Origin of the sequence: Curtobacterium sp. TXMA1, assembly GCF_020162095.1 — a bacterium.
Taxonomy (GTDB): domain Bacteria; phylum Actinomycetota; class Actinomycetes; order Actinomycetales; family Microbacteriaceae; genus Curtobacterium.
On the sequence record NZ_CP083910.1, the window covers coordinates 2,268,101 to 2,293,908 of the forward strand.

22 protein-coding genes and 1 tRNA gene are annotated in these 25,808 nt (G+C 71.7%); 6 read left to right on the forward strand and 17 right to left on the reverse strand.

The genetic code is table 11. The features are described 5' to 3' along the window. Positions 1 to 7: 7 nt before the first annotated feature. The 6 genes from tmk to LCG91_RS10705 all read right to left on the reverse strand — a co-directional run bounded on the left by tmk (position 8) and on the right by LCG91_RS10705 (position 6,583). Complete coding sequence (tmk, locus tag LCG91_RS10675) at positions 8 to 655, reverse strand: dTMP kinase (protein ID WP_058750679.1); 648 nt, start codon at positions 653 to 655, stop codon at positions 8 to 10. Further along, positions 652 to 3,450 carry a type I DNA topoisomerase gene (gene topA, locus LCG91_RS10680; RefSeq protein WP_224443132.1) on the reverse strand — a complete coding sequence of 933 codons (2,799 nt, stop codon included), beginning with the start codon at positions 3,448 to 3,450 and terminating at the stop codon, positions 652 to 654. Before topA ends, tmk begins: the two co-directional genes overlap by 4 nt. A 503-nt stretch (positions 3,451 to 3,953) precedes the next feature. After that, positions 3,954 to 4,295: a hypothetical protein gene (locus LCG91_RS10685; RefSeq protein ID WP_224441361.1), complete on the reverse strand. Its 342-nt coding sequence runs from the start codon at positions 4,293 to 4,295 to the stop codon at positions 3,954 to 3,956. Beyond that, positions 4,292 to 4,507: a DUF4244 domain-containing protein gene (locus LCG91_RS10690; protein ID WP_058729149.1), complete on the reverse strand. Its 216-nt coding sequence runs from the start codon at positions 4,505 to 4,507 to the stop codon at positions 4,292 to 4,294. The genes LCG91_RS10685 and LCG91_RS10690 overlap by 4 nt, the downstream gene beginning before the upstream one ends. Positions 4,508 to 4,661: 154 nt before the next feature. Continuing rightward, positions 4,662 to 5,492 carry a type II secretion system F family protein gene (locus LCG91_RS16435; RefSeq protein WP_058750750.1) on the reverse strand — a complete coding sequence of 277 codons (831 nt, stop codon included), beginning with the start codon at positions 5,490 to 5,492 and terminating at the stop codon, positions 4,662 to 4,664. A 32-nt stretch (positions 5,493 to 5,524) separates the two neighbouring features. Next, positions 5,525 to 6,583: a CpaF family protein gene (locus tag LCG91_RS10705; protein ID WP_224441362.1), complete on the reverse strand. Its 1,059-nt coding sequence runs from the start codon at positions 6,581 to 6,583 to the stop codon at positions 5,525 to 5,527. A gap of 551 nt (positions 6,584 to 7,134) precedes the next feature. On the opposite strand from LCG91_RS10705, the gene acs reads away from it, so the two are divergent. Beyond that, positions 7,135 to 9,087 carry an acetate--CoA ligase gene (gene acs / locus LCG91_RS10710; RefSeq protein ID WP_224441363.1) on the forward strand — a complete coding sequence of 651 codons (1,953 nt, stop codon included), beginning with the start codon at positions 7,135 to 7,137 and terminating at the stop codon, positions 9,085 to 9,087. Between the two features lie 78 nt (positions 9,088 to 9,165). Here the strand turns inward: acs and LCG91_RS10715 are convergent, their stop codons facing one another. Together LCG91_RS10715 and LCG91_RS10720 are read right to left on the reverse strand one after the other, a co-directional pair. Continuing rightward, positions 9,166 to 9,627: a RidA family protein gene (locus LCG91_RS10715; protein ID WP_058729126.1), complete on the reverse strand. Its 462-nt coding sequence runs from the start codon at positions 9,625 to 9,627 to the stop codon at positions 9,166 to 9,168. Next, positions 9,624 to 9,782 carry a DUF4177 domain-containing protein gene (locus LCG91_RS10720; RefSeq protein WP_111227112.1) on the reverse strand — a complete coding sequence of 53 codons (159 nt, stop codon included), beginning with the start codon at positions 9,780 to 9,782 and terminating at the stop codon, positions 9,624 to 9,626. The genes LCG91_RS10715 and LCG91_RS10720 overlap by 4 nt, the downstream gene beginning before the upstream one ends. A 50-nt stretch (positions 9,783 to 9,832) precedes the next feature. On the opposite strand from LCG91_RS10720, the gene LCG91_RS10725 reads away from it, so the two are divergent. The 5 genes from LCG91_RS10725 to LCG91_RS10745 all read left to right on the forward strand — a co-directional run bounded on the left by LCG91_RS10725 (position 9,833) and on the right by LCG91_RS10745 (position 15,368). Beyond that, positions 9,833 to 12,394: a transglycosylase domain-containing protein gene (locus tag LCG91_RS10725; RefSeq protein ID WP_224441364.1), complete on the forward strand. Its 2,562-nt coding sequence runs from the start codon at positions 9,833 to 9,835 to the stop codon at positions 12,392 to 12,394. Continuing rightward, entirely contained in the window at positions 12,391 to 13,347 is a 957-nt protein-coding gene (locus LCG91_RS10730; protein WP_224441365.1) for a metallophosphoesterase, read from the forward strand. Before LCG91_RS10725 ends, LCG91_RS10730 begins: the two co-directional genes overlap by 4 nt. A 105-nt stretch (positions 13,348 to 13,452) precedes the next feature. Then, positions 13,453 to 13,526: transfer RNA gene (locus LCG91_RS10735), tRNA-Pro, on the forward strand. A gap of 196 nt (positions 13,527 to 13,722) precedes the next feature. Further along, on the forward strand, positions 13,723 to 14,751 hold the full coding sequence (locus LCG91_RS10740; RefSeq protein ID WP_224441366.1) for a sensor histidine kinase: 1,029 nt from the start codon (positions 13,723 to 13,725) through the stop codon (positions 14,749 to 14,751). Continuing rightward, positions 14,748 to 15,368, forward strand: a complete 621-nt coding sequence (locus LCG91_RS10745) for a response regulator transcription factor (protein WP_224441367.1) — start codon at positions 14,748 to 14,750, stop codon at positions 15,366 to 15,368. The genes LCG91_RS10740 and LCG91_RS10745 overlap by 4 nt, the downstream gene beginning before the upstream one ends. A gap of 9 nt (positions 15,369 to 15,377) precedes the next feature. Here LCG91_RS10745 and LCG91_RS10750 read toward each other — a convergent pair whose 3' ends face one another. The 9 genes from LCG91_RS10750 to LCG91_RS10790 all read right to left on the reverse strand — a co-directional run bounded on the left by LCG91_RS10750 (position 15,378) and on the right by LCG91_RS10790 (position 25,713). Continuing rightward, positions 15,378 to 16,415: an LLM class flavin-dependent oxidoreductase gene (locus tag LCG91_RS10750; RefSeq protein WP_058750743.1), complete on the reverse strand. Its 1,038-nt coding sequence runs from the start codon at positions 16,413 to 16,415 to the stop codon at positions 15,378 to 15,380. A 121-nt stretch (positions 16,416 to 16,536) separates the two neighbouring features. Further along, positions 16,537 to 17,172, reverse strand: a complete 636-nt coding sequence (locus tag LCG91_RS10755; RefSeq protein WP_058749715.1) for a thymidine kinase — start codon at positions 17,170 to 17,172, stop codon at positions 16,537 to 16,539. Beyond that, positions 17,172 to 17,873 (reverse strand): response regulator transcription factor, encoded by a 702-nt coding sequence (locus LCG91_RS10760; protein WP_224441368.1) that lies wholly within the window; start codon positions 17,871 to 17,873, stop codon positions 17,172 to 17,174. The genes LCG91_RS10755 and LCG91_RS10760 overlap by 1 nt, the downstream gene beginning before the upstream one ends. Beyond that, positions 17,860 to 19,056 carry a hypothetical protein gene (locus LCG91_RS10765; RefSeq protein ID WP_224441369.1) on the reverse strand — a complete coding sequence of 399 codons (1,197 nt, stop codon included), beginning with the start codon at positions 19,054 to 19,056 and terminating at the stop codon, positions 17,860 to 17,862. The genes LCG91_RS10760 and LCG91_RS10765 overlap by 14 nt, the downstream gene beginning before the upstream one ends. Further along, positions 19,053 to 20,348 (reverse strand): sensor histidine kinase, encoded by a 1,296-nt coding sequence (locus tag LCG91_RS10770; protein WP_224441370.1) that lies wholly within the window; start codon positions 20,346 to 20,348, stop codon positions 19,053 to 19,055. Before LCG91_RS10770 ends, LCG91_RS10765 begins: the two co-directional genes overlap by 4 nt. Positions 20,349 to 20,505: 157 nt before the next feature. Continuing rightward, positions 20,506 to 21,687 carry an Rv2578c family radical SAM protein gene (locus tag LCG91_RS10775; protein WP_224443133.1) on the reverse strand — a complete coding sequence of 394 codons (1,182 nt, stop codon included), beginning with the start codon at positions 21,685 to 21,687 and terminating at the stop codon, positions 20,506 to 20,508. A gap of 71 nt (positions 21,688 to 21,758) precedes the next feature. Next, positions 21,759 to 23,246 carry a malate:quinone oxidoreductase gene (locus LCG91_RS10780; protein ID WP_082687560.1) on the reverse strand — a complete coding sequence of 496 codons (1,488 nt, stop codon included), beginning with the start codon at positions 23,244 to 23,246 and terminating at the stop codon, positions 21,759 to 21,761. A gap of 114 nt (positions 23,247 to 23,360) precedes the next feature. Continuing rightward, positions 23,361 to 24,410 (reverse strand): aspartate-semialdehyde dehydrogenase, encoded by a 1,050-nt coding sequence (locus LCG91_RS10785; protein WP_058729136.1) that lies wholly within the window; start codon positions 24,408 to 24,410, stop codon positions 23,361 to 23,363. Between the two features lie 37 nt (positions 24,411 to 24,447). Next, positions 24,448 to 25,713: an aspartate kinase gene (locus LCG91_RS10790; protein ID WP_058729137.1), complete on the reverse strand. Its 1,266-nt coding sequence runs from the start codon at positions 25,711 to 25,713 to the stop codon at positions 24,448 to 24,450. Positions 25,714 to 25,808 lie beyond the last annotated feature (95 nt).

The window sequence follows — 25,808 nt, forward strand, 5'->3', positions numbered from 1 at the left end:
GCCACCGTCACGCGGGACCGCCCTCGCCCGTGATCCCGACGAGGGCCCCGACCGCTGAGCGGACCGCGCGCTGCACGGCCGCTGCTGGCTGCTCGGCGTCCACGACGAGGAAGCGCTCCGGTTCAGCGTCAGCGGCGTCGAGGAACGCGCGTCGGACCGTCTCGTGGAACGTCGACGCCTCGGACTCGAGGCGGTCGAAGACGTCCCCGCGGGCAGCCGCGACGCGACCGCGTCCCACCGCCACGTCGAGGTCGAGCAGCACCGTCAGGTCCGGCACCAGGCCGTCGGCGGCCCAGTCCGAGACGGACCGGATCCGGTCGGCACCGAGCCCCCGTGCGACGCCCTGGTAGGCCACCGACGAGTCGATGTAGCGGTCCTGCAGGACGACTGCGCCCCGGGCGAGCGCGGGTCGGACGACCGTCTCGACGTGGTGCGCGCGGTCGGCTGCGTAGAGCAGTGCCTCGGCGCGCGGCGCGATGTGACCCCGCTCGTGCAGCACCATCTCGCGGATGCGCTGCCCGAGCTCCGTTCCGCCCGGCTCCCGCGTGCGCACCACCGTGCGACCGTGCTCCTCGAGCCATGCCGCGAGGAGTTCGGCCTGGGTGGTCTTGCCCGCGCCGTCGCCACCCTCGAGGGTGATGAACCGCCCGGTCACTTCTTCTTGGCGGCGGTCTTCCGCGCCGGCGCCTTCTTCTTCACCGGTCCCTTGGCACGCTTGTCCGCGAGCAGCTGCACGGCACGGGCGTGGTCGACGGCCTCGACGTCCTCGCCGCGCGGGATGGTCGCGTTGGTCTCGCCGTCGGTGACGTAGGGGCCGAAGCGCCCGTCCTTCACCTTGATCGGCTTGCCGGACACGGGATCCGCCTCGAACTCCTTGAGCGCGGCGGTGGCCGCACGCCGGCCGCCGTACTTCGGCTGAGCGAACAGCTCGAGCGCACCGGGCAGGTCGACCTCGAAGATCGCGTCCTCGCTCGGCAGGGTACGGGTGTCCGTCCCCTTCTTGATGTAGGGGCCGTAGCGCCCGTTCTGCGCCGTGATGTCGTCGCCGGACTCCGGGTCCTTGCCGACGACACGGGGCAGGTCGAGGAGCTTGAGCGCGGTCTCGAGGTCCACCGTCTGCGGGTCCATCGATTTGAACAGCGACGCGGTGCGCTCCTTCGGCGCCGCGGCCTTCTTCGTCGTCTTCTTCGCCGGGGCCTTCGCGCCCTTCGCGGTGGTCGTCGCCGGTTCCGCTGCCGCGGTCGCAGCCGGGGCGCTGGATGCGTCCGTCCCGGCGGCCGTCTCCGTGACCTCGCCGGTGGACGGGTCGACGGTGGGCTCCGGCTCGGGGGTGCGCTCGGTGACGTACGGGCCGAACCGACCGTCCTTCGCCAGGACCTCCTTCCCCGTCTCGGGGTTGATGCCGACGACACGGTCGCCGACGACCGGGGCCTCGACGAGTTCGCGCGCCTTCTCGGCGGTCAGCTCGTCGGGGGCGAGCTCCTCGGGCACGTTCACCCGGCGCGGCTTCTCCGGGTCGTCACTCGGCACCTCGATGTAGGGACCGTAGCGTCCGATGCGGAGCGTCAGGCCCGGCGCGAGCTCGACCGAGTTGATGTCGCGCGCGTCGATCTCGCCGAGGTTGTCGATGACGGTACGGAGTCCGCGGTGGTCACCGCCGCCGAAGTAGAAGCCCTTGAGCCAGTCGATGCGGTCGGCGTCGCCGCTCGCGATGCGGTCGAGGTCCTCTTCCATGCCGGCGGTGAAGTCGTACTGCACCAGGTCGCCGAAGTGGTCCTCGAGGAGCCGGACCACGCTGAACGCGATCCAGTTCGGGACGAGGGCGCTCCCGCGCTGCGTGACGTAGCCGCGGTCCATGATCGTCGAGATGATCGCGGCGTAGGTCGACGGACGACCGATGCCGAGCTCCTCGAGCGTCTTCACCAGGCTCGCCTCGGTGTAGCGCGGCGGAGCCGAGGTGTCGTGCCCCTTGGCCTCGACCTCGCTGACGCCGAGGTGATCGCCCTCGGTCATCTGCGGCAACTTCGAGTCGCCGTTCTCGCCGCCGCTGTGCCGGTCCTCGTCGCGGCCTTCCTCGTAGGCGTTGAGGAACCCGCGGAAGGTGATGACCGTGCCGGACGCGGTGAACTCGGCGTCCGTGCCGTTCGCGGTCGAGGCGACTCCGGCGACGCTGTCACTCGAGGTGACACCGAGGACGACCGAGGCGGTCGACCCCTTCGCGTCGGCCATCTGCGACGCGACCGTGCGCTTCCAGATGAGGTCGTAGAGCTTCCAGTCGTTGCCGCGGAGCACGCCGTCCATCTCGGACGGGGTGCGGAACGTGTCGCCGGCGGGCCGGATGGCCTCGTGCGCCTCCTGGGCGTTCTTGCTCTTGCCCGCGTAGCTGCGCGGCTTGTCGGGGATCGTCTCCGGTCCGTACAGCGCGGCCGCCTGCTTGCGTGCGGCGGTGACCGCCTGCTGCGACAGCGACGAGGAGTCCGTACGCATGTAGGTGATGTGGCCGTTCTCGTACAGCCCCTGCGCGACGCTCATCGTCTGCCGGGCGGAGAAGCGGAGCTTGCGCGCGGCCTCCTGCTGCAGCGTCGACGTCGTGAACGGGGCAGCCGGCCGACGTGTGTACGGCTTCGACTCGACGCTGCGGACGACCGCGTCGCCGGCGCCCTCGAGCACGGTGGTGAGCGCGGCGGCCGAGGCCTCGTCGAGGCGGACGGCCTCACCCTTCAGCGCACCACGGTCGTCGAAGTCGCGGCCGGAGGCGACCCGCGTCCCCTGAAGGCGGGCAAGTCGGGCCGTGAACGCGGTGTCGCCGACCTTCTCGAACCGGGCCGTCAGGTCCCAGTAGTTGGCGGACACGAACGCCAGGCGCTCGCGCTCCCGGTCGACGACGAGACGCGTCGCGGCCGACTGCACGCGACCCGCGGACAGCCCGGGCCCGACCTTGCGCCAGAGCACCGGGGAGACCTCGTACCCGTACAGACGGTCGAGGATGCGGCGGGTCTCCTGTGCGTCGACCAGGGCGGTGTCGAGCTCACGGGTGGCCTCCTGCGCGCGCTGGATGGCCTCCTTCGTGATCTCGTGGAACACCATGCGCTTGACCGGCACCTTCGGCTTGAGGACCTGCAGCAGGTGCCACGCGATGGCCTCACCCTCGCGGTCCTCATCAGTTGCGAGGTAGAGCTCGTCGGCGTCCTTCAGGGCGCGCTTGAGCTCGGTCACGGTCTTCTTCTTCGCGTCGGAGACGACGTAGTAGGGCTCGAAGCCGTTGTCGACGTCGACCGAGAACTTCCCGAGCGAGCCCTTCTTGAGCTCCGCCGGCAGGTTCTTGGGCTCGACGAGGTCGCGGATGTGTCCGACTGACGCCTGGACCTCGTATCCGTCGCCGAGGTATTGCGCGATCGTCTTCGCCTTCGCGGGGCTCTCGACGATCACGAGCTTCTTCGTGCCTGGCACGTGACTCCTTGATCGATGGTGCGCGCCGGCCCAGGACCGCAACGGTGTCCGGGTCGACCGGGACAACGGTGACCGGGGGCCGACGTGCACACCATACACACACAGTTCGGGCAGGCCGCACGCGGGACCCGCGACGGCGACGGCGTCCACGGCGGACCCGCCGGAGCCGGCCACCGTCCGGACCCGGGCGGTGGCGGCGGCCGTGGCACAGGCGTCCAGTGCCGCCCCGTTCGCCGTGGCGACGCGAGCGGCGACGGCGCAGGGCGCGCCGGGGACGCGGTGCACGAGTGCGGCGGCGGCGGCGAGCGCGGCGGCGTCGGCGGCGGTGCGCGTCCGTTCGAGGAGCACCCGAGACCGGGCGCCGGCGAGCGCCGCGGTCCCGACGAGCAGGGCCAGCGCCAGCACGGCGACCAGGGCGACGGTCGCGGAACCCCGGTCCGCCCTGGACCGTTCCCCGACCCGCCCACCCGGGAGGTCGGCACCCAAGGGGCCGTCCGACCGCATCAGCGGCCCCCTTCCGCCGCGCAGCCGGTCACGTGGAGCGGCACGAGTGCGAACGGACCGGCCGACGCCCCGTGCACCTCCACGCACACCAGGCCGTCCACGTGCCGCACGCGCGAGGTCGCGCCGGCCACGGCGGCGAGCGCTGCGTCTGCGGCCGACTCGTCGCCGCGTCTGAGGGCACGCGACGCCGCACCGGCGACCGCCTGGAGCCGTCCGACGCGGTCGACCAGCACCACCCCCGCGACCAGAGACACCAGGACGAGGGCGACGAGCGGCAGTGCGACGGCGAACTCGACGGTGACGCTGCCGCGGTCGTCGACCGGTGCTCGCCCTGCGGTCACGGGACCAGCGCGCCGCGGACGAGGTCGGTCAGGATCTGCTGCACCTCGCCCGATCGCATGACGGCGACGAGCACGCCGGCGAAGGCGACCGCGGCCAGGATGACGACGGCGTACTCGGCGGTCGCCGAACCGCGGTCGTCACGGAACCGTTCCCGGAGACGCCGGTCGCGCGGTCGGTGCGCAGTGAACGGTTCCGCACCGGGGCGGTGCAGGCTGCCTCGTGCGTTCCGGGGTGTCGTGTCAGCCGGCGTCGCCGTCGGCGTCTGCGGGGTCGTGTCGGTCATGGGTTCCCCTTCCTCTGTGGTGCATCCACAGTCGGGCACCGTGAGCGCTCGGCGGCGCCGGAGCGGACGGACTGTGGACGGTTCAGTGGAGACCACCCACGGTGGAGGAGAGGACCCCGACCACGACCGGCACGACCCCGACCAGCACGAACGCCGGCAGGACGCAGACGCCCAGCGGCAGCACGAGCCGGACCGCCAGGCGTTCCGCCGCCGCGAGCCCGGCCGCCGCCGCGTCGTCCCGGAGGTCCTCTGCGGCGGCGCGCAGCAACGCAGCGGCGGGCACGCCCGCACGTCGGCTCAGGGCGAGGACCTCGTCCAGCCGATGCCGGGCCGCCGCGTCCGCGGTCGCCCGGTGGTCGAGCTCCTGGAGGGTCTCCTGCACGGCCCGCTCTGCCGAGCGCCACGACCCACCGGCGCCCAGGGCCACCGCCCAGGCGTCGAGCAGGATCCCCGGGACGTGTCCGTCGGGTGTCGCCACGGCGATCATCCTCCGGCTCCAGTACCGGCCGACGACCACCAGCAGGGCGGCCGTCGCACAGCACGCCCACCCGGCCGGCCGGGCGAGGAGCACCTCGAGCGCGCCGGCACCCCACACCGATCCCAGTCCGAGCCCGAGGAGGGGCAGCGCCAGGACCACCCGCGCGCTCGTGCGGGGCCCGGCGAGGGCGACCCGGACCGCGCGGTCGGCTGCTGCGCTCCGCCGCATGGCCGCGGCGAGCGCTCGGAGGGCACCGGCCGAGGGAGCTCCGGTCCGTCCCGCCACGCGCAGGACCACGAGGACGTCGTGCCAGGCGGGATCGTCGCCCCGGGGCACGCCGCCCACCAGTCCCCATGCCCGCGGCGGCGGCACGCCGGCGGCGACGAGCACCGCCACGCGGTCGAGGACCCGTGCCGCTCCGGCCGCGTCCGGCACGGTCCTGCGCGTCGGCGCTCGGCGTCGACGACTCACGATTCCCCGGTACCGGTGGGACGGACCTCGAGCCGCCCGTCGCCGCCGAGCACGCAGGTCCCGACCGCTGCGACCCCGCGCCAGGACGACCGCCGCTCGAGGTGCACGACGAGGTCGACGGCGCTGACGACCTGTCTGGCGAGCGCCTGCGGACCGAGCCCCGCCAGCGCGCCGAGTGCCTCGAGCCGGGCTTCGACGTCGGCGAGTCCGTTGGCGTGCAGCGTGCCGGCCCCGCCGTCGTGCCCCGTGTTCAGCGCACCGAGGAGCTCGCGGACCTCGGCCCCGCGACACTCCCCCACCACGAGGCGGTCCGGCCGCATCCGCAGGGCCTCGCGCACGCGGCGGTCGAGTCCGATCGCCCCGACCCCCTCGGCGGAGGCCTGTCGCGCTTCGAGTCCGACGACGTGCGGGTGTTCGATCCGGAGTTCCGCGGTGTCCTCGACCGTGACGATCCGCTCGTCGTGGGGCACCGCGCCGAGCATCGCCGCGAGCACGGTCGTCTTCCCGCTGCCGGTCGCCCCCGTCACCAGCACGTTGCGGCGCCGGGCGACCGCGTCCTCGAGCACGGACCGTCGCACCGACCGGAAGGTGCCGAGCCGTTCGAGCCCGGCGAGCGTCGGGCGCTCCGGTCGTGGCAGCCGGACGGACAGCGCGGTGCCGCCGACCGACACCGGCGCGAGGACGACGTGCACGCGCACTCCGTCGCCGAGCCGCACGTCCGCGCACGGGGTCGTCTCGTCCACGTGCCGCCCGCCGAGCGCGACGAGCTCGGCGGCGAGTGCGCGGGCGCGCCGCTCCGGGAGTTCGGGCCGCGCGCGCTCGAGACCACGGCCACGGTCGATCCACGTGCCGTGACCGCCGACGACGAGCACGTCCGTCGTCGCAGCGTCGGACACGAGTGCCGCGAGCTCCTCGAACACCACCGGATCGAACGCCCTGCGCCACCGGGCGCGCTCGACCCCGGGCAGGAACGGCGACCCGACGTGTCCACCGGAGCCCACCGTCCCAGCGGCGTCGTGGTCGTCCCGGGTGGTGTCGGCGCGGTGGCGGTGCATGCGTCGACGCTAGGTCCGACGACAGCGCGCGGCGCAGGGATCGGTATGTCCTGTGGACACGGTCCTCGACTACCCGCGGACGCGCTGTGTTGTACCCCGTCACGCAAAGCCGTACCCCGTTCGGTCTCCGGTCACGGCCTCGGGGAAGCAGCGGGGACAACGCGGACGATCGACCGCGACCGTGCTCACTCGTCGGGTGCCGCCCGGCGCGGGCCTGCAACGAGGGCATGGACAGCTCTGTCCACTCTTCGGCACCAGGATGCGGATCGACCCTCCGGTCGCGAGGGCACTACGCGACAGGCGTCGGACAAAAGAAGAGGCGGCACCTGTTGGGGGGAACTGGTGCCGCCTTGACATCGGTGGATTGGGGGGAATCCGGCCCGGTGCCACCGGAAACGAGTCCGGCAGGAACCACTGTACCCCATGACGGCCCCTGCTCGGCAACCCCTGGCCGGAAACTGCGGCGAACCCCGACAGCACCACTCCGGTCCGCTCCACTCCGGGGGTAGTCTCCGACTGCACCCCAGCCGCAACGATGCGAGAGGACACCGATGTCCACACCGACCCAGGCCGACGAACGCCACGAGGACGGCCCGACCTTCGCTCCCCCGGCGGACTTCGTCGCGGACGCCGTCGCGCACGAGGACCTGCACGAGGCCGCCACCGCCGACCGCGAGGCGTTCTGGGCGGACCAGGCGAGGACGCTGCTCGACTGGCGCACGCCCTTCACCAGGACACTCGACTGGTCCGGTGCGCCGTTCGCGAAGTGGTTCGACGACGGCGAGCTCAACGTCGCCGAGAACTGCCTCGACCGGCACGTCCGTGCGGGCAACGGCGACCGGGTCGCGATCCACTTCGAGGGCGCTCCGGGTGACACCCGCCGGATCACCTACGCGGAACTCACCGCCGAGGTGCAGCGCGCCGCCAACATGCTCACCGACCTCGGGGTGGGGCAGGGCGACCGTGTGGTCGTCTACATGCCCCTCGTTCCCGAGGCCGTCGTCACGATGCTCGCCGTCGCCCGCATCGGCGCCGTGCACTCGGTCGTGTTCGGCGGCTTCAGCGCCGAGAGCCTCCGCGCCCGGATCGAGGACGCCGGCGCGAAGCTCGTCGTCACCGCGGACGGAGGATGGCGACGCGGAGCGGTCTCGCCGCTCAAGCCCGCGGTCGACGAGGCCCTGACCGGCGAGGGCACCGACACCGTCGAGCGCGTGCTCGTCGTCAAGCGCGGCGGCAACGACATCGCCTGGAACGACCGCGACCTGTGGTGGCACGACGAACTGGCGAAGGCCGCGCCCGAGCACGAGGCGAAGGCGTTCCCCGCCGAGACCCCCCTGTTCATCCTCTACACCTCGGGCACGACCGGGAAGCCGAAGGGCATCGTGCACACGTCCGGCGGGTACCTGACGCAGGCCGCCTACACGCACCGGAACGTCTTCGACATGCACCCGGAGAAGGACGTCTACTGGTGCACCGCCGACATCGGTTGGATCACCGGGCACTCGTACGTCGTCTACGGCCCGCTCGCGAACGGGGTGACCCAGGTGCTCTACGAGGGAACCCCCGACGAGCCGAAGCCCGGCCGCTGGTGGGACATCGTCGACAGCTACGGCGTCACCGTGCTCTACACCGCGCCGACCGCGGTCCGCGCAGCGATGAAGGCCGGTCGGCAGATCCCGGAGGCGCGGAGCCTCGAGAGCCTCCGGCTGCTCGGCAGCGTCGGCGAGCCGATCAACCCCGAGGCGTGGCAGTGGTACCGGCAGGTCATCGGTCACGATCGCACGCCGATCGTCGACACCTGGTGGCAGACCGAGACCGGCGCGATCATGATCTCGGCGCTGCCCGGCGTCACCAAGCTCAAGCCCGGCGCCGCGCAGACCCCGCTGCCGGGCATCGTCGCCGAGATCGTCGACGAGGAGGGCCACCGCGCCGACCCGGGCGAGAGCGGCTACCTGACGATCACGGAGCCGTGGCCGTCGATGGCCCGCGGCATCTGGAACGACCCCGACCGCTTCGTCGAGACGTACTGGAGCCGCTTCCCCGGCCGCTACTTCGCCGGTGACGGCGCGCGGCTCGACGGGCAGGGCGACATCTGGGTGCAGGGCCGTGTCGACGACGTCATGAACGTCTCGGGCCACCGGCTCTCCACCGCGGAGATCGAGTCCGCCCTGGTCGGGCACGAGGGCGTCGCCGAGGCAGCCGTCGTCGGTGCCGCCGACGAGACGACCGGTCAGGCGGTCGTCGCGTTCGTCATCCTGACCGCCGAGGCGGCCGAGGACGTCGACCGCGACGCGGTCGCGACGGAACTGCGCAACTGGGTCGGCACGCGCATCGGTGCGATCGCGAAGCCCCGGCAGGTCGTCGTGGTGCCGGAGCTGCCGAAGACACGCTCGGGCAAGATCATGCGCCGGCTGCTGCGCGACGCGGCCGAGGGCCGCCGCATCGGTGACACGACCACGCTGGCCGACCCGACGATCATGGCGACCATCGCGGACCTCATGTAGCAGGAACGACGCGAGCCGCGCCTCCTGACCGGTCGGTCTGGAGGCGCGGCTCGTGTCTCGTGTGTCGCTGCCGGTCCGTCAGTCGGTCAGCTCCACCACCAGCTCGACCTCGACCGGCGCGTCCAGCGGGAGCACGGCCACGCCCACCGCGCTGCGCGCGTGGACGCCGGCGTCCCCGAAGACCTCGCCGACCAGGGTCGACGCGCCGTTGGCGACGCCCGGCTGTCCGGTGAAGGACGGGTCCGATGCGACGAACACCGTCACCTTGACGACCCGGGCGACGCGGTCCAGGGAACCGGCCACGGACTGCACGGCCGCGAGGGCGTTCAGCGCGGCGACGCGCGCCTGGGCGGTGGCGGTCTCGGCGTCGACCCCGGCCCCGACCTTGCCCGTGACCGGCAGCGCGCCGTCGACGAAGGGCAGCTGCCCGGCCGTGTACACGTACCGTCCGGTGACGACCGCGGGCACGTAGGCGGCGACGGGGGCGGCGACCGCGGGGACGGTCAGCCCGAGCTCGGCGAGCCGGTCCGCGACGGTCACGCGTCGGCCTTCGGGCGCTTCAGGTAGGCGACGAGCCCGCCCTCGGGACCGGTGACGACCTGGACCAGCTCCCACCCCTCGTCGCCGTGCGCGTTGAGGATGGCGGCGGTGTTGTGGATCATCAGCGGCGTGGTGAAGTACTCCCAGCGAGTCATGCGGTTCCTTGCCAGCCTTTCAGTCGTGGGCGTCGTTTAGGCTGCATCCTATGTCTGCCCAGAAGTCTGCCTCGCGGACCAAGCCCGTCTCCGCGATCGGCGCCTTCGTCGGTTTCGTCGGCTTCAGCGCGCTCGCCGGCCTGCTGGTGACGATCGGGGTCACCCCGGCGATCGCCGTCGCCGGCGTCACCACCACCTCGACCATCGGCGTGTTCGAGTCCCTGCCGGAGTACATCGAGATCGGTGACCTCCCGCAGCGAAACGAGATCTACGCGTACAGCAACGGGCAGCCGGTCAAGCTCGCGACGGTCTACGACCAGAACCGCGAGGAACTCCAGTACGACCAGATCAGCGACCAGCTGAAGAACGCCGCGATCGACGGCGAGGACAAGCGCTTCTGGGACCACGGTGGCGTCGACATGACCTCGCTCGTCCGCGCGGGCGTCGGCAGCATCGCGGGCGGGCTCGGTGAGTCCGGCGGTGGCTCGACCCTGACGATGCAGCTCGTGCGCAACATCAAGATGCAGCAGGCCCTCGAGCAGCCGACCGAGGAAGCCCGCGAGAAGGCCTACAACGACGCCGTCGAGCAGACCATCCCCCGCAAGCTCGAGGAGATGAAGCTCGCCATCGGCCTGGCGAAGAAGTACTCGCACAAGGAGATCCTGACCGGGTACCTCAACATCGCCTACTTCGGCGACCAGACGTACGGCGTGCAGGCCGCCGCGCAGCACTACTTCAACAAGTCGGCCACCGACCTCACCCCGGCCGAGGCAGCCTCGATCCTGGCGATCGTGCAGTCGCCGAACACGCGCAACCTGGCGAAGGAGGAGAACTACGCGGCCAACAAGGCCCGCCGCGACGTGATCCTCAAGTCGATGTACGCGCAGAAGCACCTGTCGAAGGAGGAGTTCGACCAGGCGATCGCGTCGGACCCGAAGGACTACGTGCACCTGACCGAGCCGAGCCAGGGCTGCCAGTCCGCGGCGGGCAACGGTGCGCAGTTCTTCTGCGACTACGCGGTGAAGGTCGTCAAGCAGATGTCCCAGCTCGGCGGCACCCAGAAGGAGCGTGACCAGGCCTGGCGCAACGGCGGGTACACGATCCAGACGACGCTCGACATCAACCTGAACGGCCAGCAGAAGGACCTGCTGAACAAGTACGACCCGAACTCCGAGTCGCGGCTGCAGCTCGGCAGTGCGCTCAACTCGGTCGAGGCGACGACCGGCCGCATCCTGACGATGGCGCAGAACAAGGACTACGACCAGTCCCTGCAGTCCCCGCCGACCGCGACGTCGATCAACTACAGCGTCGACAAGGAGTACGGCGGCTCCATCGGCTTCCAGGTCGGTTCGACTTACAAGGTGTTCACCCTGCTCGACTGGCTGAAGGCCGGTCACGGGCTGAACGAGACCGTCAACGGGACGCCGCACAACACGTCGCGCTGGACCCAGTGCGGTTCGACGATCACCTCGCCGTGGGCGCCGAAGAACGACTCCGCCGGTGAGCGTGGTCAGTTCACGGTGGCCCGCGCGACGGCCCTGTCCGTGAACGCCGCGTTCGCCTCGATGGCCGCGAAGCTCGACCTCTGCGACATCCGCCAGACGGCCATGGACCTCGGCGTGCACTCCGCGGACGAGAAGACCGAGCTGAACGCCTACCCGTCGTCGATCCTCGGCACGAACAACATCGCGCCGCTCACCATGGCGTCGGCGTACGCGACCATCGCGAACAACGGGACCTACTGCGCCCCGATCGCGATCGACCAGGTCACCGACGCGACCGGCAAGCAGCTCGGCGGCCAGCCCCAGCAGTGCAAGCAGGTGCTCGACCCGAGCGTCGCTGCGACCGCCGCCTTCGCGATGCGTGGCACGATCCAGTCCGGCACCGCCGTGGGCGCGCAGACCCCGGACGGCACGCAGCTGTTCGCGAAGACGGGCACGACGGACAACGCCGAGCAGATCTGGCTCGTCGGCGCGAGCTCGAAGGTCGCCACCGCCTACTGGCAGGGCAACACCGACGGCGCGAAGACCAGCCTGCGGAAGTACAGCAGCGGAGCGGGCTACGGCACCTACGCGACGCAGCGCGCACACGTCTGGCAGCAGGCGATGATCCCGATCAACCAGCTGCACCCGGCCGACCCGTTCCCGACGCCGTCGCAGACCGCCCTGCGCGGGAACAGCGTCGCCGTGCCCGACGTCACCGGCAAGACCGCCGACGACGCGCGCGCCACCCTCGCCGGTGCCGGCTTCACCTACGTCGACGGCGGCGCGCAGCCCGGCGGTGGCACCCCCGGGACGGTCTCGTCGACCTCGCCGGCGGCGGGTTCGCTCCTGTCGACCGGGTCGAGCGTGACGGTGTTCACGACCGACGGCAGCCAGACGACGGTCCCGCAGATCACCGGCAAGAACGTCAGCGACGCTCGCAGCGCACTGCAGGGGGCCGGCATCACGAACGTCGCCCTGGCCGGTGACTTCGCCAAGGGTGACGGCGGCAACCAGTGCACGGTCGCCGCGGTCGACCCCGGCGAGGGCACCGCGATCGGCAAGGACGCGACCGTCACGGTGCAGCTGTTCGGGGACAAGGACGGCAAGGCACCGAAGGACTGCAAGTGAGCCGCGGTCGCGCCGCGCTGGGAGTCATCGCAGCGGGTGCGGCCGTCGGAGCGGCGACGGCGGCGTGGGGTTCCCTCGTCGAGCGTCGCCGCTTCGGCATCCGCTGGGAGACGATCCCGGTGCTGCCGGCGGGCTCGCGGGACGTGACCGTCCTGCACCTCTCCGACATCCACATGGCGCCGTGGCAGGCCGACAAGCAGCAGTGGCTGCGCGACCTCAGCCTGGTCGAGCCCGACTTCGTGGTGAACACGGGCGACAACCTCGGACACCCCACGGCGAACGCTGCGGTCGAGTACGCGCTGGAGCCGTTCCGGGGCATCCCCGGGGCCTTCGCGCACGGCTCGAACGACTTCTACGGCCCCTCGCCGCGGAACCCGTTCAAGTACTTCACGGGTCCGAGCGCGCACCACACCGGGAACCGTCAGGTCGAGCTCGACATCGATCGACAGACCGCGTTCTTCGAGTCCCTCGGCTGGCTCGACGTCAACGACCAGGCCCACGCGATCGAGCTCCGCGGGTCGCGGTTCGAACTCTTCGGCACCTCGGACGCGCACCGCGACTGGGACCGCCTCGACCTGCTCCCCACGAACGTCGACGAGATGCGCAGCGCCGTGCCGTGGACCGAGGACGAGGACGGCCCCTCCCCCGTCGCGCTCGGCATCACCCACGCGCCGTACCGTCGCGTGCTCGACGCCTTCGTCGACCAGGGCGCCGACGTCGTGTTCGCCGGGCACACCCACGGCGGCCAGGTGCAGGTGCCCGGGGTCGGTGCGCTCGTGACCAACTCGGACCTCCCCCGGCAGTACGTCAGCGGGCTGCACCGGTGGCAGCACCGCGGGCACTGGTCGTGGCTCGAGGTGTCGGCGGGCATCGGCACGTCGATCTACGCCCCGGTGCGGTTCTCCTGCCGACCCGAGGCCGTCGTCGTGACCCTCACCGCGAAGACATCCTGAGCGGGGCACCGCCACGACGCGCCCGGGCGTTCCGCAGATGGTCGTGAGCACCCTCGAACGTCCGGTAGACTTTCCTGGTCGCTCCGGTTCGGAGCAACCACACCGCGGGGTGTGGCGCAGCTTGGTAGCGCGCCTCGTTCGGGACGAGGAGGTCGCAGGTTCAAATCCTGTCACCCCGACACTGTGTTGAGACAGTAGAACAGCAGGGCCCTGATCCACTCGGATCGGGGCCCTGCTGCTTCGTGCAGGCAGAGTTCATCCCTGGTCTGGTCACCGTGGCTGTGCCTGTGCCTGTGCCTGTGCCTGTGCCTGTGGACACACCTGCTGCCGGGGGAACGATCCGACGGGCACGATCCCGCTACGCTCGCAACCGTCATGACGATCCCCGCTCCGCTCGCCGCCGTCCTCGCGGAGATCGGCGCCCGCTTCCCGGAACTCGCCGACGACCCGGTCCTCGCGGAGAGCCTCCTCGACAACGTGACGTCCATGATCAGCGAGGCCCACGAGCGCTACGCGGCCGGCGGGGGCACGGCGAGCGTCGTGAGCGACCGCTACCTGGACCCGGCACACCTCGCGACCGGCGCACTGCACGCCGAGCACGCCCAGCACCCGGCCGGTGCCATGCTCGCCGCCGAGATGCTGTTCGACGCGTACCTGCCGGTCTTCGTGGACGAGGTCGACGCCCGCACCACCGCCGAGGTCCTGCGCGCCACACGCGCGCTGCACGCCGGCGTCTGGAGTCGTTTCCCCGCCGGGGCGATCGCGTACACCGAGGCGCTGCGGCAGCGCGTGACCACGACCAACCTCGACTCGCGCGAGCAGATCGCCCGGGACCTGCACGACCGCGTCGCGCACGGGGTCCTCGCCGGGCTGCAGCGGCTCGACCTGGTCCTGCTGACCGACCCCGACGACGGCGAGCGGGTCGCACAGCTCGAGTCCGCCGCGCGGCTCCTGCGCGGAGCGCTGACCGATGTGCAGGACCTCGCCCTGTCCCTGCACGCCCGGGTCGGGGACGACCGGCTCGACGACGCCCTCCGCCGCCACGTCGACGACCTGTTCCCCGGGGACGACCGACTCGCGATCACGACGACGGGGGTCGCCGGCACGCTGCCCAACTGGAAGGCCGAGGAGGCGTTGACGATCCTGCTCGAAGCGCTCACCAACCGACGGAAGCACGCGCCCCGGTCCGCGGCGACGGTGGAGTTCGCCTGGTCGCCGGCGACGGTCGTCGTGACGGTGCGGGACGACGGACCCGGGTTCACGCCGGGTGCCGTCCCGGAGGGCCGACTCGGTCAGCGGACCATGCGGGAGCGCGCGGGTGTGCTCGGCGCCCGCCTCGACGTCGAGAGTGCACCCGGTGCGGGGACCACCGTCCGCCTGTCCGTGCCGAGGGGCGCCCTGTGACCGCCGTCACCCACGTCGCGCTGGTCGACGACCACCGGCTCTTCCGCGAGGGGCTCGCGACGATCCTGTCCGCTGTGCCGACGATCCGCGTGGTCGCGCACGGAGAGCGTCCGTCCGACGTGCTCGACTCCCCCGAAGCGGCGGCGATCGACGTGCTCCTGCTCGACGTCGAGCTCGACGGGCCCCCGGCGCGGACCACCATCGCGACCGTCCGCCGCAGGCACCCGCGCATCAGCGTCGTGGTGCTGACGATGCACCGGGACGCGGTCCTCCGCCGTGCCCTGCTCGACGCCGGTGCGGTGGACTTCGTGACGAAGGACGTCCCCAGCCGCGAACTCGTCGACCGGATCGTCCGCGCGACCCGCGCGAGTGCGTCGCCGGTGACCTTCCCCGTCGACCTCGTCACGGACGCGCGTACCGGGTCGCCGCTCAGCGACCGAGAGCTCGAGGTGCTCCGGCTCGTGGCCGCCGCACGGTCGAACGCCGAGATCGCCGCCGAGCTCGGGCTCGCCGTGGGCACGGTGAAGCGGCACGTCTACAACGTGTACCGGAAGCTCGACGTCGGGACGCGCGTCGCGGCGATCACCGCGGCGACGCGCCTCGGCCTGCTGGCCTGACCGAGTCCGTCAGACCGTCGCGCCCGCCGGCACCAACCGCCCCTCGGCCTGCAGCGACGCCACCACGTCGAGCGCCTGGTGCCGGTAGCGGGCCTGCGCAGCGCCCGGAGCGACGATGACCCCGTCGGCCCCGGTCGACGCGACCAGCTCGTTGAGCTTCGCCGCGACCTGGTCCCGCGACCCGTAGGCCTGCCGCTCGGTGCGCGCGGCGATGAACCGACGCTCGAGGTCCGAGAACTCGTACGCGCGGGCCTCGTCCATCGACACCGGTTCGGGCTTGGCCCCCTGCCGCATCCGGATGAACGAGATCATCCCCGGAGCGCTCTGCTCCTCGACCACGGCAGGGTCCTCGTCGGTGACGACCTGCACGCCGATCAGCGCGTTCGGCGTCTGCCGGAAGCGCGACGGCCGGAACGAGTCACGGTAGAGCGCGAGCGCTGCCTCGGTGTTGTCCGATGCGAAGTGGTGCGCGAAGGCGAACGACACCCCGAGCGCACCGGCGACCTGCGCACTGTAGCCCGACGAACCGAGGAGCCAGAACTCCGGCACGTCGCCGTAGCCCGGCACCGCCCGGATGCGCGACAGCGGGTTCGACGCGTCCATCCCGGTGAAGAACCCGATCAGGTCCGCGAGCTGCTGCGGGAAGTCGTCGACGTCGAGCCGGTCGGTCCGGCGCAGCGCCATCGCGGTCGCACCGTCGGTCCCGGGAGCCCGGCCGATGCCGAGGTCCACGCGGTCGCCGTAGAGGGCGCGCAGGGTCCCGAACTGCTCGGCGATCACGAGCGGCGCGTGGTTCGGCAGCATGACGCCTCCGGAGCCGATGCGGATCCGTGACGTCGCGGCGCCGACCGCGCTGAGCAGGACCGCCGGCGCGGACGACGTGATGCCCGGCATGCCGTGGTGCTCCGCCACCCAGACGCGCTCGTACCCGAGGTGCTCGGCGTGCACGGCCATGTCGATCGACCCCTGCAGGGCCTCGGTGTTCGACTGACCGTACTCGCGGGTGGCCAGGTCGAGGACGGACAGGTGCACGGTGGCGTCGCTCATGCGGACGACAACCGTCGCCGGCCTGCGCGCATTCCGCGCCACGGGACGGACGGGAGGCTCGGGGCGACGTCGCCACGAGCCTCCCGTCCGTCAGCGGGTCACCTGACGGACGTGGGCCGGGTCAGTGCGCGAGCTCGCCGTCGAGCCGCCCACCGGACTCGCTGAGGTAGCAGTTCGCGCACAGCGACTCGTACGTGACGTCGACGCCGTCGATCGCGACCTGCGATCCGTCGAAGACGAAGCGGCCGTCGACCTTCCGGGCGTTGAACACCGCCTTGCGACCGCACCGGCAGATGGTCTTGAGCTCCTCGAGCGAGTGCGCGACCTCGAGCAGCCGCGCGCTGCCGGGGAACGCCTCGGTCCGGAAGTCCGTGCGGATGCCGTAGGCGAGCACGGGGACCTCGTCGAGCACGGCGACGCGGAGCAGGTCGTCGACCTGCCGCGGGGTGAGGAACTGCGCCTCGTCGACGAGCACGCAGCTCACCGGACGCACCATGCCGTCGAGCCGGTCCGACTCCGGGTCGCTCGCGCCGGCCTCCGCGACCGCCGCCCGGACGTCGTCGTGCGGGGCGAACACGACGTCGACCGCGCGGGTGACGCCGAGACGGGAGACGATCTCGCGGTCACCCTTGGTGTCGACCGACGGCTTGGCCAGCAGGACGCGCTGCCCGCGCTCCTCGTAGTTGTACGCCGCCTGCAGGAGTCCGGTGCTCTTGCCGCTGTTCATCGCGCCGTACCGGAAGTAGAGCTTCGCCACTACGCGAGGAACCCGTCCTCGGCGGCCCGGCGGATGAGGTCCGACTTCTTCGATGCGGGACGCCCGACCTTGCTGTACTTCTCACGCACGCGACGCAGGTAGGTCTTGGCGGTCTCGTACTGCACGTTCATCTGCGCGGCGACCTCGTTCGTCGAGTAGCCGGACACGTACAGGCGGAGCGCCTCTTCCTCACCCGCGCTGAGCTTCGGTCGCTGGTGGGCGTTCGCCCCGGTCGGCAGCGGTCGCCAGTCGCGCTGCGGCGGGGTCTCACGCGAGACGCCCATGACCTCGCGCGCGACGTCCATGACCTCGCGCATCGGCAGCGACTTCGACAGGAAGGCCGCGGCGCCGGCGGCGAGCGCTCGGTCCCGCGACTCGCGGCTGTCGACGCTCGACAGCACGATGACCTTCGCGCCCGCGGCCCGGCAGGTGCGGACCCGCGCCTCGATCGACACCGGCTCCTTGAGCTGGAAGTCGAGGAACACGAGGTCCGTCGGGAAGTTCTCGCTGTGCACCATCTCGAGCCACGTGTGCGCGGTCAGGGCGAGGTCGAAGTCGAAGGCGTTCACGGCGATCCAGCTCGACAGGCTGTCGAGCAGCACCTCGTGGTCGTCGAGGATCGCCAGCCGCACGCGTCGGGTTCCGGGCTGCGGGAGCGGGGGCACGCCCTCCGTGGTCCGGTTCGGGTCAGTGCTGGTCATAGGAGAACCTTAGTGCGAGGGACGATGGGCGGACGGCGACGTCGAGGTCGGGGAAGGTCACGCGGAGGACCGCGAAGTACGGGTCGAAGGTGCGGTGGATGCCGACGTCGGAGTCGTCGACCGCGAGCTCCAGACGGACCTCCACCCGGTCGCGAGGGACACCGGCCTCCTCGGCCGGGCGGATCTCCGAGGCTCGACGGACGACCGCGCGGAGGCGTGCCGGGTCGACCGTCGCCGACCCGAGTGCGGCGCGGAGGAAGGTCCGGACCACCGTGCGCTGGTCGGTGTCGAGCGTCGCGATCAGGCCGTCCGGGTCGTCGACGGACTCCGCGGAGCCGCCGTCCACCGTCACCGCGTACTCGAACCACGTCCGGTCGGCGTCGGCGACCATGGCGCGACGGATGCCGTCGGCGATCGCGCGGGCCCGAGCGCGGTCGGCGTCGGTGATCTCCTCGCGCATCCGGAGCTCGGTGAGGAACGGAGCGACGTCGCGAGCGAGGATGACCGAGCGGTCCTGCTGCACGCTCGCCGCGATGCCGTCCCGCTCAGCGCGCGCCACCGAGTACGACCCCGCTCGGATCTGCACGCGACTCGCCAGGCCGCCGAAGGTCCACGCGAAGACGACCGACGCCCCCGTGAGGACCAGGGTCGGGGCCGCTGCGAGGAAGGCCGCGACGGACGTGGGCACCTGGTGGGGGAACTCGGCCGCGGCGAGCCCCCACGCCGTGGCGTCGACCGCTGCGAGGACGATGCCACCGACCGCCAGGTCGCGCCACGGCCGGTAGGGCGCAACCATGACGATGCCGGTGGCGGTGAGCAGGGACATGAAGTCGTTGAGCGCGTTGCGGTCCGGCCCCCACTGTGCGGCGACACCGGCGATCGTCGCCGCTCCGAGCAGCACGACGTGGAGCACGTAGGCCCACCGCGGGAAGGGGGCGCGGAACGGGGACGACGCCGTGACGACGACCGCCGCCGACGCCGCCAGCAGCAGCACGGTGAGCGCACTGAGCGTCGGGCTCCCCACCACGTCACGGTCGAACACCGACACGAGGAGTGCCCAGAGGACCCCGGCGGCACCGAGCAGGACCGCGAGCGGGCGGGAGCCCATCGCGCCGAGGGGATCCCACTGCTGCGCCGTCCTGGCGCTCCGGACGGCGGCGCGCACCGCGTCGACGCGGCTCACCGGGTGCTCCCCCGGTCGGACTCCCCGGTCACGGCGAACGAGGTGGCACCGCTGGTGCGCACCCCGCCGGACCGTGCGCCGCCGGTGTGTGCTCCGTCGGCGCCGGGCGCGGTGTCCCGGCGCGTGTACGGCACCGACATCATGACGCTGGTGCCCGATCCGGGCGACGACCACACCTGGACGTCGCCACCGACGCGACCGATGCGCTCACGGACCGAGCCGCGCAGCCCCATCCGGTCGCTCCCGGTCTCCTGCTCGTCGAACCCACGTCCGTCGTCGACCACCATGACGGTGCACGACGCGCCGTCGTCGAAGACGCTGACCTCTGCGGCGTCGGTGCCGGCGTGCTTCCGGACGTTCGCCAGGCACTGACCGACGGCGCGGAGCAGGGCGGTCGCCGCGGGCGGGTCGAGCCGCGCCAGGGCAGCGGGGTCCCCGGTGACGGCGACCGCGAGCCCCTCGGCACGGTGCTCGTCCACCATCGCGGTGAACTCCGCTCCGGCGGCCGCCGGGTCCGGCTCGGCCGACCGGTCGGCCGGCGCGAGCCACTGCTTGCCGGTGAGCATCGCCACGTCGGCCTCGACCGTCCGCGCCAGTTGCGGGTCCATGGGTCCGTCGGGCGCCAGGGCGATGGCCCCGAGGTGGTTCAGGACGGTGTCGTGCAGGATCGCCGCGGCCTCGGCCTCGATGCCGGCGCGGTAGGCCGACACGTGCTCCTCGCGCGCGGAACGGAGCAACTCGGGCTGCACCCGCTCGGAGCGGGCGGTGTTCCTGCTGGTGAAGAGCACGAGGGCGACGACGAACGCCAGGGTGACCCACGCGAGCACGAGCGGCCGGGGCGGCCCGCCGCCCTGCAGCACGGCGATCCCGGTCGCGAGTCGGCCGACCAGGAACCCACCGATCGACCAGACGACGACACGGCTCGCGACCGCGCCCGCGCCGCCCACGAGCACGAGCGGGATCACCGCGAGGGACAGCAGGTAGCTCGTCACCCACCCGGCGGGGACCTCACGCTGCACGATCGTCGTGAACCACCACGTGCACACACCGCCGGTCAGCAGGAACGCCACGGCGGAGCGCCACGTGCCGAACTGCACGTGCACGCCGATCATCGCCAGCATCGGCAGGAGTGCCAGCACGGCCCCGGCGACCCGGACGTCGGGTTCGGCCACTCGGTACAGCAGCAGTGCCACGGCCGCGGCGACGACGGACCCGATCGCGGCCGCGTGGAACGCGCGCACGGTCGACCACGCGTTCACTCGCGGAGCGAGGTGCGTGGGGATGCCGAGCACGGGTCGAGGGTCCTTCCGGGATTCGTCCGGTCGCCGTGTCACGCGGCCGGTGCAGGCCGACCGTGTACCCCGAAACGAGCACGATCCGGCGACCCGCTCGATGCTACCGCCGATCACCGACACAGGGTGTCCCCCGAACGCGGAAGGTGGACGCTCCTCAGAACAGGGTCGGCCCGGTCCCGTTGCCGACCGTAGCCGCCGCGGCGCCACGTCGGTCGAAGCCGGGGTCCGCACGCTTGAGCGGCGACGAGGTCGGGCGGGACTGCTCGTCGAGGGACACCGGGACGCGGTACCCGTTCGTGATGCCCGCAGCCGTCGCGCGGTCGGGCACGAGGTGCGCCTGGCGGTCGCTGAAACCCATCGACCCGGTCGTGGGGTCGACCCGGCCGAGGCCGAGACCGTGCGCCGTGAGGATCGGGCGCACCCGCTCCGCGAGCCAGCGCCGGTAGTCGGCGGGCGCGTACGTGTTGTCGAGGTACATCGAGCGGTAGCGGGCGACGAGGTCCGGGCGCGTGCGCTGCAGCCACGCCGACCACCACGGCTTGACGCCCGGCCGCAGGTGCAGTGCGGAGTACATGACGCTCGACGCACCTGCCGCCGCGGCACGACCGATCGCCTCGTCGAGGTGCGCCCGCGTGTCCGTGATGAACGGGAGCACCGGCATGAGGAACACCGAGCACTCGAGCCCGGCGTCGCGGATCGCGCGAACGGTCGCCAGCCGCGCAGCGGTCGTCGGCGTGCCCGGTTCGACCTGCTGCTGGAGCTCGTCGTCGTACACCGCGATCGACATCGCCAGGTCGACCGGGACGCTCCGTGCAGCCTCCACCAGCAGCGGGAGGTCCCGCCTCAGCAGGGTGCCCTTCGTCAGGATGCTGAACGGTGTCCCCGACTCGGCGAGGGCACGGATCACCCCGGGCATCAGCCGGTACCGGCCCTCGGCCCGCTGGTACGGATCGGTGTTCGTGCCGAGCGCCACGGGGTGCCGGTCCCACGTCGGTCTCCGGAGCTCGCGGCGCAGGACGTCGGCCACGTTGGTCTTGACGACGATCTGCTGGTCGAAGTCGGCGCCGCCGTCGAACTCGAGGTAGGTGTGGGTCGGTCGGGCGAAGCAGTACACGCACGCGTGGCTGCACCCGCGGTAGGGGTTGATCGTCCACCCGTACGTGCCACTGCCGTCGGCCGCAGGCACCCGGTTCAGGGCGCTCTTCGCCAGGACCTCGTGGAAGGTCACCCCGGCGAACTCCGGCGTGGTGACACTCCGGACCAGCCCGCTGTTCGTCTCGAGCCCGGGCAGCGCGTCGTCGCGCTCCGCCTCGATCGCCTGCCCGCTCCACCGCACGACCTCATTCGAACACACGTTCGAACGGACCGCAAGCCGGTGGCGACGGTGCGGCTCGGGCGCGCGCGACCTCAGTGGTGCAGGCCGAGGACCTTCGCGGTGTGCTCGAGCGTCTCGTCGGCGAGCTGCGGGTCCGCGCCGAGGTCCTTGCCGTACGTCGGGACCATCGTCCGGACCATCGGGACCCAGGCGTCCCAGCGGTCCGGGAAGCACCGCTGCAGCATCGACAGCATGATCGGCACCGCCGTCGACGCCCCCGGGCTCGCCCCGAGCAAACCGGCGATCGAGCCGTCAGCCGACGTGATGACCTCGGTGCCGAACTGCAGCACGCCGCCCTTCTCGCGGTCCGGCTTGATCACCTGCACGCGCTGCCCCGCGGTGATCCGGTGCCAGTTGTCGGGCTCGGCCGTCGGCATGAAGTCGCGCAGTGCGTCGAACTTCGTCTGCTTCGATGCCAGGAGCTGCCCCACCAGGTAGCGGACGAGGTCGAAGTTCGAGAACGCGACGCTGAGCATCGGCCGGAGGTTGTGCGGCCGGATCGAGCGGAACAGGTCGAACAGCGAGCCCTGCTTCAGGAACTTGGGGCTGAAGCCCGCGTACGGACCGAACATGAGCGACGCCTTGCCGTCGACGATCCTGGTGTCCAGGTGCGGGACGGACATCGGCGGCGCGCCGACGCTCGCCTTGCCGTACACCTTCGCGGAGTGCTTCTGCACGACCTCGGGCTCGTCGGTCCGCAGGAACTCTCCCGACACCGGGAACCCGCCGTACCCGCGGATCTCCGGGATGCCCGACTTCTGGAGCAGGTGCAGGGCGCCGCCGCCGGCACCGACGAAGACGAACTTCGCGGCGATGCGCTGGGTCGACCGTCCGATCTCGTTGCGGACGTCGAGCACCCACCCCTCGGAGATCTTCGAGCGGGTGATCTTCTTCACCTGGTGGGACGGCTCGAACTCCACGCCCTCGATCTCGAGCTCGTCGAAGAGCTGTCGCGTCAGCGACCCGAAGTCGACGTCCGACCCGGCAGCCGAGTACGTCGCAGCGATCGGCTGGTCCTTCTTGCGACCAGGGATGAGCGCCGGCGCCCACTTCCGGATCTGCACCGGGTCGTCGGAGTACTCGATCCCGGCGAAGAGCGGGTGGCCCTGCAGTGCCTCGTACCGCTTGCGCATGTACTCGACGTTGTCCGCTCCCCAGACGAACGAGATGTGCGGCGTCGGGTTGATGAAGTTCGACGGCTGCGGCAGCGCACCCGTCTCGACCAGGTGCGCCCAGAACTGCCTCGAGACCTGGAACTGCTCGTTCACGGTGACGGCCTTGGCGATGTCGACGTGCCCGTCGGGCATCTCCGGCGTGTAGTTCAGCTCGCACAGCGCCGAGTGACCCGTCCCGGCGTTGTTCCACGGGTTCGAGGACTCCTGGGCGACGGAACCGAGGCGCTCGTACACGCGGATCTTCCACGTGGGCTCGAGGCGGTGGATGATCGCGCCGAGCGTGGCGCTCATGATCCCTCCCCCGACCAGGACGACGTCGATGGGGTCCACCTGCTTCACTGCCACCCGTCGATCCTACAAGCGCGTGCTGACAGGGTGGGGACCTGACGGACGGGAGGCCCGTGACGGTGTCGCCACGGGCCTCCCGTCCGTCAGTCGTCGCCTTCGCGACGGTGGTCGCTACGCCGCGACCGCGCGCCGTTCCAGGATCGTCTCGGCGATCTGCACCGCGTTCAGCGCGGCACCCTTCCGCAGGTTGTCGTTGCTGACGAACAGCGCCAGGCCGTGCCCCTCGGGCGCGGACTGGTCGGCGCGGATGCGGCCGACGAAGGACGGGTCCTGGCCAGCGGCCTGCAGCGGCGTGGGCACGTCGGCCAGCTCGACGCCCGGGGCGGTGGCGAGGATCTCGGTCGCCCGCTCGGGCGACAGCGGCTGCGCGAACTCGGCGTGCACCGAGATCGAGTGGCCGGTGAAGACCGGCACACGCACACAGGTGCCCGCCACGAGCAGGTCCGGCAGCTCGAGGATCTTGCGGCTCTCGTTGCGGAGCTTCTTCTCCTCGTCGGTCTCACCCAGGCCGTCCTCGACGATGCTGCCCGCGAGCGGGACGACGTCGAAGGCGATCGGGCGGACGTACTTCACCGGCTCCGGGAAGGTGACCGCGGCACCGTCGTGGGTGAGCGCCGCGGCGTCCTGCTCGAGTGCCGCGCGCGCCTGGCCCAGCAGTTCCTCGACGCCGGCGAGCCCGGACCCGGAGACGGCCTGGTAGGTGGTCGCGACGAGGCGGCGGAGTCCTGCTTCCGTGTCCAGCACCTTGAGCACCGGCATGATCGCCATCGTCGTGCAGTTCGGGTTCGCGATGATGCCCTTCGGCGCCTCGTCGATGGCGTGCGGGTTCACCTCGCTCACGACCAGCGGCACCTCGGGGTCCATCCGCCACGCGCTCGAGTTGTCGACGACGAGCGCACCGGCCGCCGCGAACTTCGGCGCGAGGGCACGGGACGCCGTGGCCCCGGCCGAGAACAGGGCGATGTCGATGCCGGAGGGGTCGGCGGTCTCCGAGTCCTCGACCACGATCTGCTCGCCGCGGAACGGCAGCGTCGTACCGGCGGACCGGGCGCTGGCGAAGAACCGGACGTGGTCCGCCGGGAACGCGCGTTCCTCGAGGAGACGACGCATCACGGCGCCGACCTGGCCGGTGGCGCCGACGACGGCGACGGTGGTGCTCATGTGGTGCTCCTGCTCGTGGATCGTCCGGATGCCGTGCTCAGCGGCCGGTACCGGCGTAGACGACGGCGTCCTGGTCGGCGTCGAGCCCGAATGCCTGGTGCACGACCCGCATGGCCTCGTTCAGGGTGTCGGCGCGGGTCACGACCGAGATGCGGATCTCCGAGGTGGAGATCATCTCGATGTTGATGGACGCCTCGTGCAGGGCACGGAAGAGCGCCGCGGAGACGCCGGCGTTGGTGCGCATGCCGGCGCCGACGAGCGCGAGCTTGCCGATCTGGTCGTCGTACTGGATGCCCTCGTAGCCGATGTCGGCCTTCGCGACCTCGAGCGCGGTCAGGACGCCCTGCCCCTGGTCCTTCGGCAGCGTGAACGAGATGTCCGTGCGTCCGGTGACCGCCTCGGACACGTTCTGCACGATCATGTCGATGTTGGCGCCGGCGCGGGCCACGATCGTGAAGATCTCGGCGGCCTTGCCCGGGGTGTCGGGCACGCCGACGACGGTGATCTTCCCCTCGGAGAGGTCTCCGGCGATGCCGGTGATGATCGGTTCTTCCACGGTTTCCCCCTCTGCAGGGTTGTAGACGATGGTGCCCTCGGCGTTGCTGAACGAGGACCGGACGTGCAGGGTGACGCCGTGTCGTCGGGCGTACTCGACGGCACGGATGTACAGGACCTTGGCGCCGGACGCGGCGAGCTCGAGCATCTCCTCGCTCGTGATCCGGTCGACCTTCTTGGCCTTCGGCACCACGCGCGGGTCCGCGGTGAAGATGCCGTCGACGTCGGTGTAGATCTCGCAGATGTCCGCGTCGAGCGCGGCGGCGAGGGCGACGGCGGTGGTGTCCGACCCGCCGCGACCGAGCGTCGTGATCTCGCCCGTCGTGCGGTTGAAGCCCTGGAAGCCGGCGACGATCGCGACGTGCCCGGCGTCGAGCGCCTCGCGCACCCGCTTCGGCGTCACGTCGACGATCCGCGCCTTGCCGTGCTGCGCGTCCGTGAGCATGCCGGCCTGGCTGCCCGTGTAGGACGAGGCCTCGACCCCGAGGCTCTTGATCGCCATCGCGAGCAGCGCCATCGAGATGCGCTCCCCCGCCGTCAGCAGCATGTCGAGCTCACGACCGGCGGGGATCGGCGTCACGGAGTGCGCGAGGTCGACGAGCTCGTCGGTGGTGTCGCCCATCGCGGAGACGGCCACGACGACGTCGTTGCCCGCCTTCTTGGTCTGGACGATCCGCTTCGCCACGCGCTTGATGCTCTCGGCGTCCGCGACGGACGATCCACCGAACTTCTGCACGATCAGGGCCACTGGCTGGTACTCCCGGGGACGACGGTTCCGCGACGGTCGCGCGGTCTGACAATCGTAGAGGGTGTTCCGCGGATGTTGCGTGCGAGGCGGGCTAG